19 protein-coding genes are annotated in these 18,380 nt (G+C 38.8%); 3 read left to right on the forward strand and 16 right to left on the reverse strand.

What is annotated here, in order from left to right; translation table 11 throughout:
• Positions 1–2: 2 nt before the first annotated feature.
• Positions 3–1,988 carry a M1 family metallopeptidase gene (locus GO621_RS11475; protein WP_157567120.1) on the forward strand — a complete coding sequence of 662 codons (1,986 nt, stop codon included), beginning with the start codon at positions 3–5 and terminating at the stop codon, positions 1,986–1,988.
• Positions 1,989–2,082: 94 nt separating this feature from the next.
• Here the strand turns inward: GO621_RS11475 and dnaJ are convergent, their stop codons facing one another.
• The 5 genes from dnaJ to GO621_RS11500 form a co-directional block, all read right to left on the reverse strand.
• Positions 2,083–3,243: a molecular chaperone DnaJ gene (gene dnaJ / locus GO621_RS11480; protein ID WP_157567122.1), complete on the reverse strand. Its 1,161-nt coding sequence runs from the start codon at positions 3,241–3,243 to the stop codon at positions 2,083–2,085.
• Positions 3,244–3,334: 91 nt separating this feature from the next.
• Positions 3,335–3,928: a nucleotide exchange factor GrpE gene (locus GO621_RS11485; RefSeq protein ID WP_232335637.1), complete on the reverse strand. Its 594-nt coding sequence runs from the start codon at positions 3,926–3,928 to the stop codon at positions 3,335–3,337.
• A gap of 248 nt (positions 3,929–4,176) precedes the next feature.
• On the reverse strand, positions 4,177–4,860 hold the full coding sequence (locus GO621_RS11490) for a cell division ATP-binding protein FtsE (protein ID WP_157567124.1): 684 nt from the start codon (positions 4,858–4,860) through the stop codon (positions 4,177–4,179).
• Position 4,861: 1 nt separating this feature from the next.
• Positions 4,862–5,065 carry a fructose-6-phosphate aldolase gene (locus tag GO621_RS11495; protein WP_157567126.1) on the reverse strand — a complete coding sequence of 68 codons (204 nt, stop codon included), beginning with the start codon at positions 5,063–5,065 and terminating at the stop codon, positions 4,862–4,864.
• Between the two features lie 85 nt (positions 5,066–5,150).
• Positions 5,151–6,173, reverse strand: a complete 1,023-nt coding sequence (locus tag GO621_RS11500; protein ID WP_157567128.1) for an acyl-CoA reductase — start codon at positions 6,171–6,173, stop codon at positions 5,151–5,153.
• A gap of 101 nt (positions 6,174–6,274) precedes the next feature.
• Between GO621_RS11500 and GO621_RS11505 the strand changes: the two genes are divergently transcribed.
• Positions 6,275–6,628: a 4Fe-4S dicluster domain-containing protein gene (locus tag GO621_RS11505; protein ID WP_157567130.1), complete on the forward strand. Its 354-nt coding sequence runs from the start codon at positions 6,275–6,277 to the stop codon at positions 6,626–6,628.
• A gap of 63 nt (positions 6,629–6,691) precedes the next feature.
• Positions 6,692–7,456: a C40 family peptidase gene (locus tag GO621_RS11510; protein ID WP_157567132.1), complete on the forward strand. Its 765-nt coding sequence runs from the start codon at positions 6,692–6,694 to the stop codon at positions 7,454–7,456.
• 66 nt (positions 7,457–7,522) lie between these two features.
• Here the strand turns inward: GO621_RS11510 and GO621_RS11515 are convergent, their stop codons facing one another.
• The 11 genes from GO621_RS11515 to hisG form a co-directional block, all read right to left on the reverse strand.
• Complete coding sequence (locus tag GO621_RS11515) at positions 7,523–8,131, reverse strand: DUF4142 domain-containing protein (protein WP_157567134.1); 609 nt, start codon at positions 8,129–8,131, stop codon at positions 7,523–7,525.
• 138 nt (positions 8,132–8,269) lie between these two features.
• Positions 8,270–9,178 carry a WD40 repeat domain-containing protein gene (locus tag GO621_RS11520; protein ID WP_157567136.1) on the reverse strand — a complete coding sequence of 303 codons (909 nt, stop codon included), beginning with the start codon at positions 9,176–9,178 and terminating at the stop codon, positions 8,270–8,272.
• A 116-nt stretch (positions 9,179–9,294) separates the two neighbouring features.
• Positions 9,295–9,879, reverse strand: a complete 585-nt coding sequence (hisIE, locus tag GO621_RS11525) for a bifunctional phosphoribosyl-AMP cyclohydrolase/phosphoribosyl-ATP diphosphatase HisIE (RefSeq protein ID WP_157567138.1) — start codon at positions 9,877–9,879, stop codon at positions 9,295–9,297.
• A 34-nt stretch (positions 9,880–9,913) separates the two neighbouring features.
• Positions 9,914–10,708 (reverse strand): imidazole glycerol phosphate synthase subunit HisF, encoded by a 795-nt coding sequence (gene hisF / locus GO621_RS11530; protein ID WP_317163438.1) that lies wholly within the window; start codon positions 10,706–10,708, stop codon positions 9,914–9,916.
• A gap of 69 nt (positions 10,709–10,777) precedes the next feature.
• Positions 10,778–12,031, reverse strand: a complete 1,254-nt coding sequence (locus tag GO621_RS11535) for an alpha/beta fold hydrolase (protein WP_157567140.1) — start codon at positions 12,029–12,031, stop codon at positions 10,778–10,780.
• Between the two features lie 263 nt (positions 12,032–12,294).
• Positions 12,295–13,044, reverse strand: a complete 750-nt coding sequence (locus GO621_RS11540; RefSeq protein ID WP_157567317.1) for a 1-(5-phosphoribosyl)-5-[(5-phosphoribosylamino)methylideneamino]imidazole-4-carboxamide isomerase — start codon at positions 13,042–13,044, stop codon at positions 12,295–12,297.
• Between the two features lie 14 nt (positions 13,045–13,058).
• The gene (hisH, locus tag GO621_RS11545) at positions 13,059–13,649 is read right to left on the reverse strand and encodes an imidazole glycerol phosphate synthase subunit HisH (protein WP_157567142.1); all 591 of its coding nucleotides are present in this window, start codon (positions 13,647–13,649) and stop codon (positions 13,059–13,061) included.
• A 91-nt stretch (positions 13,650–13,740) separates the two neighbouring features.
• A complete protein-coding gene (gene hisB, locus GO621_RS11550; protein ID WP_157567144.1) occupies positions 13,741–14,880 on the reverse strand; it encodes a bifunctional histidinol-phosphatase/imidazoleglycerol-phosphate dehydratase HisB in 1,140 nt (379 codons plus the stop codon).
• On the reverse strand, positions 14,877–15,929 hold the full coding sequence (gene hisC, locus GO621_RS11555) for a histidinol-phosphate transaminase (protein WP_157567146.1): 1,053 nt from the start codon (positions 15,927–15,929) through the stop codon (positions 14,877–14,879). Before hisC ends, hisB begins: the two co-directional genes overlap by 4 nt.
• Positions 15,930–15,967: 38 nt before the next feature.
• Positions 15,968–17,251 carry a histidinol dehydrogenase gene (gene hisD / locus GO621_RS11560; RefSeq protein WP_157567148.1) on the reverse strand — a complete coding sequence of 428 codons (1,284 nt, stop codon included), beginning with the start codon at positions 17,249–17,251 and terminating at the stop codon, positions 15,968–15,970.
• A 32-nt stretch (positions 17,252–17,283) separates the two neighbouring features.
• Positions 17,284–18,135, reverse strand: a complete 852-nt coding sequence (gene hisG / locus GO621_RS11565; RefSeq protein ID WP_157567150.1) for an ATP phosphoribosyltransferase — start codon at positions 18,133–18,135, stop codon at positions 17,284–17,286.
• Positions 18,136–18,380 lie beyond the last annotated feature (245 nt).

Here is an 18,380-nt window from a genome sequence, read left to right on the forward strand (position 1 = left end):
CGATGCCGAAGTTAAACAGTAAATTTTTATCCGTTCTGCTAAGTTCTGTTGTTTTTTTAGTTTTTGGCTGTAAAGCCCAAAAACTTGCAGATACAATTAAATACAATCATCAGGATTTATTTGGCCCTATCAATTGGCCTGTTCCTGCTAACCAGGTCCGTTCTGCAAACGGTAGCCCCGGCCCGCAATACTGGCAGAACAAGGTTGATTATAACATTCATGCTATACTTAGCGAAAAGGATACTTCCATTAACAGTAAAGTGGTGATTACTTATACCAATAACAGCCCAGACAAGCTCGATTATTTATGGTTGCAGTTAGACCAGAACTTGTTTAAACCCGATTCGCGCGGCGCCGCAGCCACGCCTATTGCCGGTGATAGGTTTGATGTAAAAGGTTTTAGCAGAGGTGGTTATCATATAGCTTCCGTTACAATTACTTACAAAAACAAAAGTTATACTGTAAAGCCGGTAATTACGGATGCCCGGATGCAACTTCGGTTAAATGAACCTGTAAATGCAAATGGCGATAAAATTCAGATCGAAATTAATTATGATTTTGCTATCCCGCTTTACGGCGCAGACCGTATGGGAAGGTTAAAAACCCGGAACGGTTATATTTACGAAGTAGCACAATGGTATCCGCGGATGTGTGTTTATGATGATGTGGAAGGATGGAACACGTTGCCTTATATGGGTTTAGGCGAGTTTTATTGTGAGTATGGCAATTTTGATTATTTCATTACCGCACCTGCTGATATGCTGGTTTTTGGATCGGGGGATTTGCAAAATCCGGCAGAAGTTTTAACTAAAACCCAAATCAGCCGGTTGGAAACAGCGCGCAAAAGCGATCAAACCGTAATGATTGTTGATAAAGATGAAATTGGCAAACCCGAAACTCACTTAAAACAAAATGGAACTTTAATCTGGCATTTCAACATGAAAAATAGTCGTGATGTTGCCTGGGCAGCTTCCAAAGCTTTTATGTGGGATGCAGCAAAAGTTAATTTACCTTCTGGCCGTAAAGCTATTTCCCAGTCTGCTTATCCCGTTGAAAGTTCGGGTAACAATTCCTGGGGACGGTCAACAGAATATTTAAAAAACAGTATCGAAATTTATTCTAAAGCTTATATCGAATATCCCTGGAATTCTGCCGTAAGTATTTCCGGCGTTGCTTTGGGAATGGAATATCCGGGCATTATTTTTTGTTTGAACAACTTAAAAAATGAGAATTTGTGGGGAGATGTTACGCACGAGATCGGGCATAACTGGTTCCCTATGATTGTAGGTTCAAACGAACGTAAGTTTATGTGGCAGGATGAAGGTTTTAATACTTTTATCAACCAATATGCCAGTGAACAATTTAACAACGGCGAATATTATCATCCTGCTAACCGTCCCTCAAAAGTTATTACCCGTGCCATGCAGAATAACCAGGACCCGTTAATGACGCCGCCGGAAGCCATGAATATGAATGATTATGGTTTGTACTACATCAAAACTTCTTTGTGTTTGGATATGCTCCGAAACGTAGTTTTAGGCCCGGACCGGTTTGATTATGCTTTTCATACTTATATTAACCGTTGGGCACTTAAACATCCGCAGCCTTATGATTTTTTCAGGACGATGAATGATGCTTCAGGAGAAGATTTAAACTGGTTCTGGAAAGAGTGGTTTTTTACAACCTGGAAACTCGATCAGGTGGTAACAGATGTAAAATATGTATTGGGAACACCGTCAAAAGGATCATTGATCACGATTGAAAACCGGGAGAAAATAGCGATGCCTGTCGATCTTCAAATTACACAAGAAAACGGTAAGGTAGAAAACCTGCATTTGCCAGTCGAAATTTGGCAACGAGGCGGAACGTGGACTTTTAAATATCCTTCTGTTAGCCGGATCCAAAGTGTTGTAATTGATCCTGATTTACAATTGCCGGATATCAACCGAAGCAATAATAATTTTAGTGATAAAAGAAGCACTAAATAATAGGCGATAAAAGAAGCATCAATTAAAAAAGGTGATAGAACAAATGTTCTATCACCTTTTTAATATACTGTTTTTATCGGTAAAAAATCAGGATTTACTCAAAATATTCCTTCATCCTTTCAAAAAAGCTTTTTTCGTTTTTGCCGGGATTGGGTTTAAAATTAGGCGAAGTTTGCAGCTTTTCTAAAACATCACGTTCTTCGCGGCTTACTGCTTTTGGTGTCCAGATATTAATGTGCACCAATTGATCTCCACGCTGGTACGAATTAACTTCCGGAACACCTTTTGATTTTAGGCGAAGTATTTTTCCGCCCTGTGTGCCAGGTTCAATCTTGATTTTTGCTTTGCCATCTATCGTAGGTACTTCTATACTTGTACCTAAAACAGCATCTACAAAATTTACATGCAAATCGTAAATAATGTTATTGCCATCGCGTTTCAAAGTTTCGTGCGGAATTTCTTCAATCAGGATAATCAAATCTCCGGGAACACCGCCGCGTGGTGCGGCATTTCCTTTTCCGCTCATGCTTAACTGCATGCCTTCGCTAACACCGGCGGGAATATTGATGCTGATGGTTTCTTCGCCACGCACCAAACCATCGCCATGGCAAACATTACATTTATTGGTGATAACAGAACCTTCGCCGTTACAGGTAGGGCAGGTGCTGGTTGTTTGCATCTGTCCTAAAATAGTATTGGTTACCCTACGAACGGCACCAGAACCGCCACAGGTTTTACAGGTTTGAAAAGCAGATTTATCTTTAGCACCGGTACCATCGCAGGTATCGCAAACTACCTGTTTGTTTACTTTTACTTTCTTTTCAACGCCGTTGGCAATTTCTTCTAAAGTTAATTTAACCTTGATCCTTAAATTGGTGCCGCGTGCTACTTTGCGTCCGCCACTTTGCCGGCCTCCGCCAAAAAAGCTGTCAAACGGACTTCCTCCTCCGCCAAAAATATCTCCAAACTGGCTGAATATATCTTCCATGTTCATGCTGCCGCCGCCATAACCGCCGCCATTGGCAGATTGCGCGTTTGCTGCATGGCCAAACTGGTCATAACGCTGGCGTTTATCGGGCTTGCTTAAAACCTCGTAAGCTTCGGCTGCTTCTTTAAAATTTTCTTCTGCCTGCTTGTCACCAGGGTTTTTATCAGGGTGATATTTAATGGCCATTTTGCGGTAGGCCTTCTTAATTTCATCTACATCGGCACCCTTAGAAACGCCCAGTATATCGTAATAATCTCTTTTTGACATCTTCTTATTTGTTCAGTTGTAAGTGATCTGTTACCGGTTGCCGGTTATAAAACCAGAACTGGCAACCGGCAACTGAGAACCGACAACTCTTCTACGCGCCTACAACTACTTTTGCAAAGCGGATTACCTTATCGTTCAATAAATATCCTTCTTCCAGTACATCTACAATTTTCCCTTTCAGCGAAGGGTCGGGTGCCGGAATGTTTGTAACCGCTTCATGTATATCTGCATCAAAAACTTCGCCTTTTGATGCCATTTCTTTCAACCCTTTTTGGGTTAATAAATTTTTAAGTTTATTGTGCACTAAGTTTACACCTTCTTTTACGGATGCAACATCTGTAGCATTTTCTATGGCGCGGTTTGCACGTTCAAAATCATCTAAAACGGGCAACAAAGATACAATAACATCTTTGCCGGCAGTTTGCAACAGTTCTACACGTTCTTTAGAAGTGCGGCGTTTGTAGTTATCAAACTCGGCGTATAAACGTAAAAACTTGTCGTTTGCCAAAGCCAATTCTTCTTTCAGCTTATCATCCGCAGCAACTTCCGGCGTAACAGTTTCAGGTTCTATACCTTCTGTTTCATTTTTATGGTTCTGCCGTGCTTCGTTTACCTGCTGAAATTCATCAAAAATCTCATCCATATTAGTTGTTTTTTCTTCAGAAGTTGGTTCTTCTTTTTTCATCTTCTTCAGTATATCATTAAAATTCATAATGTAATTTTTCCTGTTCAAGTTTCCTGCCAATGGTTAAAAACAGTCAGGCTGTCAGGCTGTTGTAAACGCAATATTTTATACTGTCTGCTTTAAATTTAAAGTTATGCAGCAAAATTGGCAGTATGACAATATTTTATGCTGATAAAAACAGTATCAAAACTTGAAAAGGTTTTTGCCCGAAAATTATTACAGGTAAAATTTTACGTTAGAAAAGCGATTTACACAAGTTGAACATTATCCAGGATTTTACCATTCTCGCATTTAATAATACGCGAAGGAAATGTGCGGATAATGTGATAATCGTGTGTGGCAACAAGCACCGCGGTCCCGCCCATACTAATCTGTTTCAGCAGCATTACAATTTCTTCGGAAGTATCCGGATCGAGGTTTCCTGTTGGTTCATCCGCCAAAATCAATTCCGGTTCGTTTAATAAAGCCCGGGCAATAACCACGCGTTGCTGCTCGCCGCCCGAAAGTTCGTGCGGCATTTTTTTAAGTTTGGAACGTAAACCTACTTTTTCCAGTACGTCGCGCGTACGTTCGTTAATTTTAGTTTTATCTTTCCAGCCGGTTGCCTTTAACACAAATTCCAGGTTTTTTTCTACCGTTCTGTCAGAAAGTAATTGAAAATCCTGGAAAACGATGCCTAATTTACGGCGTAAAAAAGGTATATCTTTATTGGCCAATTTTTTCAGATCGTAACTTCCGGCATGGCCTTCACCGGTAGTTAAATGTAAATCGCCATAAATTATTTTCAGTAAGCTGCTTTTTCCCGAGCCAGTCTGGCCAATCAGCCAAACAAACTCGCCTTTGTTAATGGTAAGGTTTACATCAGAAAGTACTAAATGTTTCTGCTGAAAAATATCTGTATTTTGAAGGCTGATTACCGTATTTCCGATCATTTTAAAGTTCCAGTTTTAATATTTGACCAAATGGCAGGTCGTTTACAATGTTCATAATTTGTTCTGCTTTGTCGGCCAAACCCAATTTATCTAAAGATTTATCCGGCCGGTCCACCCGAAAATAAGCTAATAACGTAAACTGCTCGTCGCGCAATTGCACGTAATCCGGTATTTTGGCTACTCCTTTTACTTTAATAATGTACATCTGCTGCCAAAGTTAAAATTTCTTACAGCGTTTTCAGGGTAGAATTTGCAATTGCCGGGCAATGCTTTTTTTACCGTTCAAAAATCTATATTGTTTTTAAAAAAGCCATGGTATCAACGCCATCTGCATAATCCCAAAGGCGCGGTTGCTGGCTTTCGCCAAAATCTACAAATGGCACATCTGCATTAAGTTTCATACTGCTTACCACACATTGTATCGCTTCTTTTTGTGTGTTTAGCTTGGTTATCGCATCATTTAAATCAGCATAAAAATCATAATACAAAACAGCAAGCGGCGATGCTAATTTTTCGTCCTGCTTCAGCAATAAAAATCCGTTGTCTAAATGTTTTGCCTGGTTAACCAGGTAAACAGATTTGTTGTAATCGTAATTGTTATTGTATTTATGGTGATTGATGATGGGCTGAAAAGGTTCTATCGCACGAAACAGAATACCGAAATCGTAGCCTTCGGGTACTAAAATTTTAGAAACATTGCGGCAGCCTAATCCATAGTAATCAAAAATATCGTGCCCCAGCTTTTGCAGTTGTTCTTCGTTTTCAAAACCCGACAGCAAAGCCAAACTGTTCCGGTTTTTACGTATGATATTTGGCACTTTGCCAAAATAATATTCAAAGTAGCGCGAGGTATTATTGCTTCCCGTTGCCATCACTGCATCAAAATTCGCCAGTCTTTCTGTAAATTCATAGCGGTTCGCAAATTCCGGCTCCAGGGCAACTAATTTTTGTAAAATATAAGTAATCAGCCGGGCATCGTTGGCAGAAGCTTTAATCATTGCAAAATGGCCGGATACCAGCACGCAAAGCACATCATGAAAACCAACGACAGGAATATTTCCGGCCAGCACCAATCCAACTTTTTTGCCGGTAAAAACAGTACTGGCATCTTCTGGGAGCCACTTTTTCAAATCTGCCCGGTTTAACATTTTGCCAATTGCCTGTACTGCTTGTAATACATTTTCTGGTGTAAACCAAGCGTTATACTGGTGTTCCCGGTTTATAATTTGTAAAAGTTCTTCGGACGGGTTTAATAACTCTTCGCCCAAATTAGCTAAAGTTGAAGTTAAATTAAGTTTAATCAATTCTGACATATAAATAGCAAAGCTTTAAAACTTGAAAATGCAAAATTTGTTATCTTTGCAAAACGTTGCTGCAAAGCAAATGTATCATTTAGCTTTTTAGGATTAGAGTTATGGCAATTAAAATTACTGACGAATGTATAAACTGCGGTGCATGCGAACCGGAGTGCCCGAATAATGCCATTTATGATGCTGGTGCTGCCTGGAAATTTTCGGAAGGAACGAGCTTAAAAGGAATTATTGATTTTGGCGATGGTTCTACTTTAAATGCAGAAGAACCAAATGCAGCAATTTCTGATGAGGTTTATTATATTGTTTCTGATAAATGTACCGAATGTGTAGGTTTTCATGACGAGCCGCAGTGCGCTGCTGTTTGTCCGGTTGATTGTTGTGTAGATGATGAAGACGTACGGGAAACCAAAGAAGAACTGATGGCTAAAAAAGCCTGGCTGCACATGGAAGAATAATTAATAAAAAAATAAAATTCAAAGGGAATGCAGTAATGTGTTCCCTTTTTTTATATTTAAAAAATGCAATACGGCTTAATATATCTGTCTATCGTCCCTTTGCGGGAAGAACCTGCACATCGTTCCCAGCAAGTATCACAAATGCTTTTTGGTGAAGCTTTTACGGTTTTAGAAACAGAAGACCAATGGTTGAAAATACAAACAGAACATGATGGATACGAAGGCTGGATTCAGGCGCTGCAATGCGTTTTGCTCGATGCAGCTTCATTCCAACAGCACAAACAAAAACAGGTGCAGTTTACGCATGAACCAGTTACCACTATTCGGAGAAATGATAAAAATTCTTTATTGCATTTACCAGCAGGATGCCGTTTAGCAGGCGTTGATGATGATAAATTTATGGTTGGAAACATTCAGTTTGAATTGCTGCACTCCATTTACTTAAAAAAGAATAACTTATTCAGGTATGCAAATACTTTTTTAAACACACCTTATTTGTGGGGGGGGCGTACACATTTCGGTATCGATTGTTCGGGTTTTGTCCAGGCGGTTTATTTGCAAAACGGCATTCAGTTAAAAAGAGATGCCTGGCAGCAGGCGGAGCAGGGTACAGCCGTTGATTTTTTACAAAGTGCTTTACCCGGGGATCTCGCTTTTTTTGATAACGAAGAAGGACGAATTGTTCATGTAGGGATCATGATCAATAACGGGCAGATTATCCATGCTTCGGGAAGTGTAAAAATTGACCGGATTGATGACCAGGGGATTTATTCTGCCGAACTAAAAAAATATACCCATAAGCTGCGTATTATCAAACGCTTCTTTTAAGGGCAAAAAATTGGGGCATCAGTTTTGAATTGATGCCCCAGTTTTTATACGATAAAAGAAGTAGGATTACATTTTTTTATCAATCGCTTTGATCATGGTTTGATGCATTTTCAATACCGGAAGTGTAGTTGCAGCAAATGCTTTTACGTCGGCATCTTTTCCGTTTTTAGATTCATCTTCAAAAAGCTTTACATCTTTATCGTGGTCTTTAACCATCTCTTTTACATAAGCTTTATCAAAATCTTTACCTGTTTTTTTGCTTAAATCATCCATTACTTTTTGCTCATCATTTCCTATAGCTGCCGGTAAAGTAATATTTTTTTGTTTTGCCAATGCCATCATTTTATCATTAGCTTTTGTATGGTCTGTCACCATTTTAGCGCCAAAAGCTTTTACATCAGGGTTGGTAGCTTTTTGCTGCGCCAGTTGGCCTAAAGCAACTTCTGCCATACCGCCGTTAGCTGCCTTTACTGCAAAATCAGCATCATCTTTATCTACTTTTAATACACCGCCTGCTGTTTTTACAGTAGTATCTTTTGATGACATCATACCGGAAGTATCTTTATTTGAGTTTGAATCATTAGCAACCGTTGTGCTGCTCTTGTTGGAACTGTTACAGGCTTGAAATGCAAGTGCTGTAGCTCCTGCTAAAAATAATACATTTAATTTTTTCATTGTTCGTTCTTTTTATGAGATTTAGTTTGGTTCGTTAATTGATTTTACAACAGAACTTTATATATGTTTGTTTATAATAAAAAAAATAATTGGTAAGGAAGGAAATGAGGACGAAAAAGGTACAAATAAACTGGAAATTTAGAAAGTAAAATTCCAGATCATTACCAGCTTATCATCGCTTACCGAAGCTAATTTGCTTCCATCCAGGCCCCAGGCAATTTTATTAATAGAAAGCCGGTGTGTTGCAAACCCTTTTTCGCGGCTGATGATTTTATAAAGTTTAAAATCATCAGAACCCCAGATTTTAATGCTTTTATCCATACTGGCCGTAGCAAAATAAGGTTCTGTAGGATGAAAAGCGATGCTGTTTACCGCAAATAAGTGTGCAGGAATATTTTTGATGAGTTCTAATGTTTTGCTGTCCCAAACTTTAAGCTGTGCGTCCCGGGAACCGGAAACAAGATAATTGCCGGCAGGAGCGTAGGCAAGCGAAAAAACTGGCAAAGTATGCCCGTTTAAAGTTCTGACCTGGGTATAATCCTCTAAATCATAAATACGGACAGTATTATCGCGGCAGCCAAAAGCAACTTGTTTATATTGTTGAGAAATGGCGATACAACGGACAGTATCAGCAGAAACCGGAATAGTGTGTACTAATTTGAAATCTTCCAGGCTCCAAACAGAAACAGAACCATCTTCGCTTGCAACCAGCAATTCTTTTTTATCTGCTACAAATTGGATATCAAAAATAGGTTTTTGATGATGCTTAAGCGGGGCAAGTAATTGCTGTTTCTCAAAATCAAACACCAACACGTCGCCATTACGTAAACCAGCAAACAATAAAGGATAACCGGCAGGGCAGTGTACAGCATAAACAGAAGTTGCAACCGGAAACATCACTTTAATAAAAGCGTTGTTTTTGGTGCTCCATTCTACCACACCTTTATCATTTCCGGCAGTAAAAATAATACCTGGCTTTTGAGAAAATGCTATGGTGAAAATAGGGTTGCCATGCCCGGTTAGTTCTGCTGTTTTTTCAACTTGCATGTGTTGGGTTGTAAGTTATGGGTTACCTGTTGTGAGTTTAGGATTGAGAGCAAAGTTTAAAATTTTAGGTTGAGCCTAAACCAAGAACTGGCAAGCAGCAACTCAAAACAGAATACTCATTTATGCCTGCTTTCTAAATTCCTGGCAATTTTTTCTAAGCTGATGTTTTTCTCCCGAAGCAAGAACAGCAGGTGAAAAACAAGATCTGATGCTTCGTTTACCAGGTCAAATTCTGTTTCTGCTAAAGCAGCAATTACCGTTTCAACGCCTTCTTCGCCAACTTTTTGCGCAATTTTGTTTAAACCTTTCTGGCGCATTTTATTGATGTACGAACCTTCATGCGGGTTTTCGTAACGATCCTGGATAATGTTTTCCAGCTCCAGGATAAAATTCTGGTTGTACTCCGTTTTAAAACAACTGCGGGAACCAGTATGGCAGGTTGGGCCTTCAGCTTTTACTTTGATCAGGACCGTATCCTGGTCGCAGTCCAGATATACTTCTTTTACATGCAAAAAGTTGCCGCTGGTTTCGCCTTTGGTCCACAAGCGGTTTTTTGAGCGGGAAAAGAAAGTCACGATTTTTTCTGCCTGGGTTTTATCATAAGCTTCCTGGTCCATGTAGCCCAGCATCAGCACTTCCAGCGTTTGTTCATCCTGAACGATAACAGGAACGAGGCCAGTATTTTTATCGAAATTCATCATTTTTATGCCCTAAAAGAAGTATTGATTTTTTGATTTATAATCTTACTTCTATCTGGTTATTTTTTAAAGTTTGCTTTAAATCGGGAATTAAAATCTCACCATAATGGAAAACGGAAGCGGCCAAGGCAGCATCAACACCGGCATCTTTAAAAACATCTACAAAATGCTGCTGGTTACCTGCCCCGCCCGAAGCAATCAGCGGAATGCCGATCTGATTGTTAACCTGCTTTAAAAACCCGCAATCAAAACCGGCTTTCGTTCCATCATGATCCATAGAAGTTAACAGGATTTCTCCTGCGCCACGGCTTTCTGCTTCTTTTATCCACTTAAAAGTTTCGTGTTCGGTTGCGATACGGCCACCGTTTAAATGAACTAAGTTCTGGTTGCCAACACAACGTGTATCAACTGCAATAACAACAAACTGAACACCGAAAGTTTTAGCAAGCTGATCGATCAATTCAGGATTACGAACAGCAGCCGAATTGATGGAAATTTTATCAGCACCAGAATTAAGCAAGATATCAGCATCAGCAATTTCGTTAATGCCGCCGCCAATGGTAAAAGGAATATTCACATTTCGGGCAACTGCTTTTACCAGTTCTACCATCGTTTTACGCCGTTCGTATGTGGCTGTGATGTCGAGAAAAACCAGTTCATCAGCACCTTGCTGCGAATATTGCCAGGCCAGTTCTACCGGATCGCCGGCATCACGCAAATCAACAAAATTAACGCCTTTTACCGTGCGGCCATCTTTTACATCCAGGCAGGGAACGATGCGTTTGGCCAAGTTCCCGGAAGGAGAATTTTTAGATAAATTTATTTCTTCCAAAATTTGGTTTTATATCGAATTAAAATCATAATAAATATTTAACTGACACAGCTTATTTTACACGCTCATTTAATTGTTCTGATCGAAAAAATTCAATACGGTCTGGTTAAACAACTGTGGAATTTTTTGTGGGGCTTCATGATCCGCGCCTTTAAAAATAACCAGTTTACTATGTGTGATTTTTTCTGCAATTAGTTTAGTATGTTTTTCTTTAACTACATCATATTGGCCGGCCATTACTAATGTCGGCGATTGTATTTTTTGTAAAGAATCTGGATTGATATGTGGCTCTGTTAACAAAAGAATTTTTAATCGATAATCCATATTAGTTTTTGGCACACCTTTATCTTCCATTTCATTTACTTGTTTATGAATTAGTTTGTTAGTTTCAGCAGTAACAGAACTAATATCATTATACAGAACAGTTCCCATAACTGCCATTTTATTCACCTTATCAGGATGTTGCATTGCCAATATTAGGGCTATATTTCCTCCATCACTCCAGCCTAATATGTTTACATTTTTCAACAGCATTTTATCCAAAAAAGTATTCACGTCTTCTGCCATTAGTTCATAAGTGAGTTTGGTGTCATTAGCTGAAGACTTACCTTGTCCTCTACTATCTAAGCCAATTACCATATATTTTTTACTCAAGATATCTAATTGGTTACTAAAACTATTCATCGAGGAATTATTTCCGTGAAGTAATAATAAAGGTTTACCTTTTCCATATATCTCGTAATACAGTTTAATACCATTAACATCGATATATTTACCGTGTTCAGGATTGTTTCCAAGGGTTGGCGCAACTTTTACGTTTGAATTGTCTACAAACAAGGATTGTTTACCTGAAAATACTTTATCCTTAGATAAAGACAATTTAGTGTTTTTATCAATGTTATAAGATTGCCAATTTGTGATGGAATCATCTTCAAAATCTGAATTTTTTAAAGGAATTTCAACCTTGTTTTTTCCTTCTTTTACAAAAAGTTTAAAGTTATCTAAATAATAGCTACCGTTACCAGCAATAGCAACACCTATTGCAAAATATTTTGCATTTCTATCAATTTTGCCCGCAAGCTCATATGAGCTCCAATCGTCCTGTTTATAATAGTCTGACGCGCTATCATTATATAAAGATGCCTTTATAGGTTTGTTTTTATTGTCAATAGAAACAGTTGTTAACACTAACCAGGAATCACGATCAATTTTATCTTTATACAGTATTTTTCCTTCAAAGATGAAATTTTTGCCTTGATATTTTTCAATATTAACTGTTTGAAAAATTTGATAAAATTGTCCATAGGTTTTAAAAGAGACCATGAAAAATAGCAGGATAATATATTTATAATATGACACGGTCGATATGAAAAAGTGGTAAAATTATTTATCAGGTGATTTTATACTTTGGGTAATTGAAAAAAAAAAATATTTATAAGTTGGCAATTTCAAGATTTTGGGCCTTCGCTTAAAAATTCAAAAGTAAGTAATTGGTCACCTGCTTTAATCTCATACCGGCCAAGTTTCATGTATCAATGATCAATACGAGCGTAAATAGTTCAATTGAAAAAATAGATCGAAAGGCCTCACAAACTTGCCATCGCCTTTAAGTTCCATTCTTTAATTTCCTCTACCGAAATATGGTTTTCATAAATCGCTTTACCAACCACGCAGGATTCAACGTTAATATGGCTTAGTTTTTTAATGTCGTCCATCGAACTAACGCCGCCTGAAGCAATCAGTTTTATAAAAGGAGAGTGGTCAAGTAATTTTTTGTACAATTCGACTCCGGCGCCGCCTAATTTTCCATCTTTATTAATATCAGTACATAAAAACCTGAAAAAGCCTAAAGACAGGCAACGATCAACATAATCCAAAAGTTTAACCGGCGAACTTTCCATCCAGCCGGAATATTTAATCACTTCATCCAGTACATCAATCGCAATTACAACATGGTCGGCACACTTGGTTTTACCCACTAATTCTGTACTTAATTCATCTAAAAAAGTAGGATTGGTAATGGCTTGCGTACCTACAATAACGCGGTAAATGCCTGCTTCGAGCAGTTCTTTTACCTTATCAATGCTCCGGACGCCGCCACCATATTGAACTTTCATAGAAGTTTTATGAATGATTTCTGCCAGATATTCCTGGTTGCTAAAATCACCTTTAGCACCATTCAGATCAATAATATGGATAAAATCAGTTCCGTTAGATTGGTATCTTTCAATCATTTCTTCCAAAGTAACCTCATAATTGGTCACCTGGCCATAGTCGCCTTCACGTAAACGAACTACTTTTTTGTTTAAAATATCAATTGCAGGAATGATATACATTTTATTTTTTAGCATTAAAGGTGAGCAAAGTTTTTTAACAAGGTTTCGCCGGCTGAACCAGATTTTTCGGGATGGAATTGCACACCAAAGAAATTATCTTTACGGATAGCAGCCGAAAATTCAATGCCGTATTGCGTTGATGCTAAAGTATATAAATTATTGTACTCAATAAAATAAGAATGTACAAAGTAAAAATAAGCATCTTGATCGATGCCTTTAAACAGATCGTCTGTTTCCCGTGAATAAACACGGTTCCAACCGGTATGCGGTACTTTCAGGCTGGTATCTTCCTGAAAACGCAGTGTTTTTACCGGAACAATATTCAATAAACCTGCATTTCCTTCCTCAGAAAACGCAGTGATGAGCTGCATGCCCACGCAAACGCCTAAAACAGGTTTTTTAAGTTGTCTGATTGCCGGGACCAGGCCTGTATTTTCCAGTTTTCCCATGGCTGCGCCTGCATGGCCAACACCGGGAATAATATAGCGGTCGTACTGCTCAAAGTCACTTTCGTGCGAAATCATGCCGTATCGAATCCCTAAACGATCAAGTGCAGCAGTTAATGAAAAAATGTTTCCGGCGCCGTATTGAATAATTCCAATCATTTTTTAGGTGTGAGGTTAGAGGTGTGAGGTAAGAGGTGTGAGGTTTAAGGTGCGAACCTTTGGCTCAAACCCCTTACCTCAAACCTCCCACCTAAAGCACTCCTTTTGTACTTGGTAAAACCATGTTATTTACATCACGTTTTACAGCCATTTTTATGGCTTTTGCAAACGCTTTAAAAATAGATTCTATTTTATGATGTTCGTTTTCGCCTTCTGCTTTAATGTTTAAGTTGCATTTGGCAGCATCAGAAAAGGATTTGAAAAAATGATAAAACATTTCTGTTGGCATTTCCCCGATTTTTTCCCGGTTAAAAACAGCATCCCAAACAATCCAGTTTCGTCCGCCAAAATCTATCGCCACTTGTGCCAGGCAATCATCCATCGGCAGTAAAAAGCCGTAACGTTCGATACCTTTTTTATCACCTAAAACTTTTAAAAAAGCTTCGCCTAAAGCAATTCCGGTATCTTCTATGGTATGATGTTCGTCGATATGTAGATCTCCTTTTGTTGTAATTTCCAGATCAATACTTCCATGTTTAGCAATCTGATCTAACATGTGATCGAAGAAGTGTAAACCAGTAGAAACGTTCGATTCGCCTTTTCCATCCAGGTTTAGTTTGATAAAAATATCTGTTTCTTTAGTTGATCTTTTGTGTTCAATTTCACGCTGGCCTAACTTTAAAAACTCGTAAATCTTTTCCCATTCTGCCGTTTCTAAAGCAATAGTTGGTTTTAATTCTTCCGGGTTTTGATTTGCGAATTCTGATCCGCCTAAATTGGTTTGACTATTTAACCAAATTGCTTTTGCGCCTAAGTTTTTTGCCAGTAAAACATCGTTTAATCGATCGCCAATAACGAACGAATTTTTAAGGTCATATTCATCCCTGTCAAAATATTTAGTCAGTAAAGCGGTTCCAGGTTTCCGCGTTGGCGCGTTATCTTTTGTAAAAGTGCGGTCAATTATCATATCCGAAAATTCTACACCTTCATTTTTTAATGTGTGAAGGATGAAATTTTGGACCGGCCAAAAAGTATTTTCGGGATAAACCGCTGTTCCTAAACCATCCTGATTGCTCACCATTACCAGTTCAAAATCTAATTCTTTGGCAATTTTTGGCAGGTATTGAAGCATTTTCGGATAAAATTCCAGCTTAGCAAAAGAATCGATTTGTTCATCTTCCGGTTCTGTAATCAAAGTTCCGTCACGGTCAATAAATAAGAGTTTTTTCATGCCTGAAAATTTTTCAAGGAGTTTAAAAGCTGTTCGTTTTCTATCGGTGTCCCAATCGTAATCCGTAGGCAGCCTTCGCAAAGTTCTACTTTAGAACGGTCCCGAACAATGATTCCTTTTTCTACCAGAAACTGGTAAACAGCTTTTGGCGATGCTGTTTTTACCAGTATAAAATTAGCATCAGATGGAAAGATGTCGATTACAAAGCTAAAGTTTTTCAAACCGAGCACTAACTTATCACGTTCTTTTAGTGTTTCTTTAATCCACTGGTTTACCTGATCGATGTTATCCAAAGCCTGCAAGGCTAATTTTTGTGAAGCCTCATTAATATTGTAAGGAGGTTTTACACGGTTAAAAACTTCGATAATTTCTTCGGAAGCAAAAGCCATTCCAATGCGTAAACCAGCTAAACCCCATGCCTTCGAAAGCGTTTGCAAAACCACAAGGTTGCCGTATTCTGTTAGTTCCTGGATAAAACTTTTCTGGCGGCTGTAATTGATATAAGCTTCATCAACCACTACAATTCCATTAAAATTGGCAAGTAGCGTTTCCACATCTTCCCGGTTAATTGAGTTGCCCGTTGGATTGTTTGGTGAGCAGATAAAGATCAGTTTGGTATTGGCATCTATCGCTTCTGCAATTCCTTCCAGGTTTAACTGATATTCTGGTGTAAGCGGAACCTTTTTTACAGCCACATCATTAATGTTGGCCGAAACCTGGTACATGCCATAAGTTGGCGGAACGAGAACGACGTTATCGATTCCGGGCCGACAAAAGCTTCTGAATAAAATATCAATTGCTTCATCGCTGCCGTTTCCCAAAAAAATATTTCTGGGCGGTACTCCTTTTATGGCAGTAATTTTCTTTTTTACTTCCAATTGAAGCGGATCCGGATAACGGTTGTAATTATCTTCTAACGGAGAACCGTAAGCGTTTTCGTTAGCATCTAAATAAACGCTTGCTTCGCCTTGAAATTCATCGCGCGCGGAAGAATAAGGCGTGAGGTTTTTTATATTTTCCCGGAGGAGGTTTTGGAGATTGAAATTCATTTTTGTGTTTTTATGTAGAGACGTTCCATGCAACGTCTCTACGTACGTACCGAAACCGCGTTTTTATGCGCCTGCAAACCTTCCAGTTCTGCTAATATTTCTACTGTTTTTCCAATGCTTTTTATTCCTTCCGAAGTTAAATGCTGAAACGTGATCTTCTTCACAAAAGAATCAACCGAAACACCGGAATAAGCACGTGCATAAGCGCTGGTAGGCAAAGTATGATTGGTTCCGGAAGCATAATCGCCGGCACTTTCCGGCGTTAAATTCCCAAGGAAAACAGAACCGGCATTGATTATTTTTTCAGTTATCAGTTTCCAGTTGTCGGTTGCGAGTATTAAATGCTCTGGCGCGTATTGGTTGCTGAAATCCATCGCCTCCAATAAATCAGCGGTAAAAACAGCATAAGAATTAGCAATTGCTTTTTTAGTGATTTCTGAACGCGGCAAAATTGGTAACTGTTTTTCCAGTTCAGCAATCGTTTCATCAATCAGTTGTTGAGAAGTGGAAACCAAAACCGATTGACTATCTACACCATGTTCTGCCTGCGCTAATAAATCCGCAGCAACAAAAACCGGGTTGGCACTTTCATCAGCAATAATTAAAACTTCTGACGGGCCGGCCGGCATATCAATTGCCGTTACTGTTGTTGATTGGATAATCGTTTTGGCTTTGGTTACATATTGGTTTCCCGGCCCAAAAATCTTATCCACCTTCGGGATGCTTTCCGTTCCGTAAGCCATTGCCGCAACCGCTTGTGCGCCTCCAACTAAAAACACTTCTTTTACGCCTAATAATTGGGCAACAAAAGCAATAAAAGGATTGATTTTCCCGTCTTTTTGCGGTGGTGAACAAACCACAATTTCTTTACAGCCTGCAATTTTTGCCGGAATGCCTAACATTAAAAATGTACTTGGCAAAACAGCCGTGCCGCCGGGAATGTACAGACCAACTTTTTCAATTGGCCGCAATTCGCGCCAGCAGGTTACGCCGGGCATTGTTTCTACTTTTTCTTCTTGGCGGAATTGCGTTTTATGGAATTTATAAATGTTCTGGTATGCTGTTTTTATCGCCTCTTTTTGTTCATCAGAAACCCGTTCAGTTAATTTGGCTAACTCGTTTTCATCCGTAAACAAATTATCGAGCGTTACTTTATCAAATTGTAAAGCATACTCACGCAAAGCGACATCGCCGTTTTGTTTAACATTTGCTAAAATATTTTCTACCGTTTCCCGGATTTCATTTCCTGCATCCGTATTTCGAAGCGTTAACTTTTGTATTTCAGTTGCAGAAAGCTGGTTGTAATTATAAACTTTTAACATCGCTTACCAATTTTTTGCCGGTAAAAACAGTATTACAGGATGATTTTTTCTATCGGCATCACCACAATTCCTTGTGCGCCAGCAGCTTTTAACTGGCTGATTTTGTTCCAGAAATCTCGTTCAGGAATTACCGTATGGACGGCAACCCAGCCGCTTTCTGCCAATGGCAAAACACTCGGGCTTTTGACGCCTGGCAGCAGTTTCAGTATTTCTGGCAAACATTCCTGCGAAACATTTAACACCACATATTTCGTTTCTTTAGCCCGCAAAACTGATTGGATGCGCTGAATTAGATCCTGAACGTGCTCGTGGTTTTCTTCGCCTTTTCTGCCAATTAAAACCGCTTCCGAAGAAATGACATCAGCAAAAGGCTTCAAACCGTTGCTTTTTAAAGTGCCTCCGGTAGAAACAATATCGAAAATAGCATCGCTTAAACCCAGGCCCGGACTAATTTCTACCGAGCCGGAAATGGTACGGATATCAGCCGAAATTTTGTTTTCTCTTAGGAATTTATCTAAAATAACAGGGTAGGAAGTGGCAATAGATTTTCCTTCTAACTGTTTTAGTTCTTCAATTTCACTTCCGTTTGGCAATGCTATTTTTAGCGTGCATTTTCCAAAACCTAAACGTTGCAGGTAACTTACGTCAACTTCGGTTTCCATGATTACGTTTTCGCCAACAATTCCTAAATCTGCAATGCCGTCCTGCACGTATTCCGGAATGTCATCATCGCGCAAAAACAAAATTTCCAGTGGAAAATTGGAAACAGGAGAAATGAGTGAGCTTTTATAATTTTCGAAAGATAATCCGCAGTTTTTTAATAATTCAACAGACTTTTCGTTGAGGCGGCCAGATTTCTGGATCGCTATTTTAAGTGGTTTCAATGGGTTGTGGGTTGGGTAACAAAAAAAGAATTAATATTTCGTGCAAAACTTGATCAAACTTGGGTTGAATGATGGTGATGATGCAGATAAATGAAATATTTTTTCATGTTGTTTTTCCCGGCTTAACAAAAAGCGGTTTGCAAATATAGCTAACGCGCTTAGAAATAAAAATAAATTATCCGGCTTATTGCTGCCATCCAAATTTATTATGCACAAGTTGCTGCTGCTGATTTTTTTTGGTAGAT

The sequence above is a fragment of the Mucilaginibacter arboris genome (genome assembly GCF_009754915.1).
GTDB classification, from domain to species: domain Bacteria; phylum Bacteroidota; class Bacteroidia; order Sphingobacteriales; family Sphingobacteriaceae; genus Mucilaginibacter_A; species Mucilaginibacter_A arboris.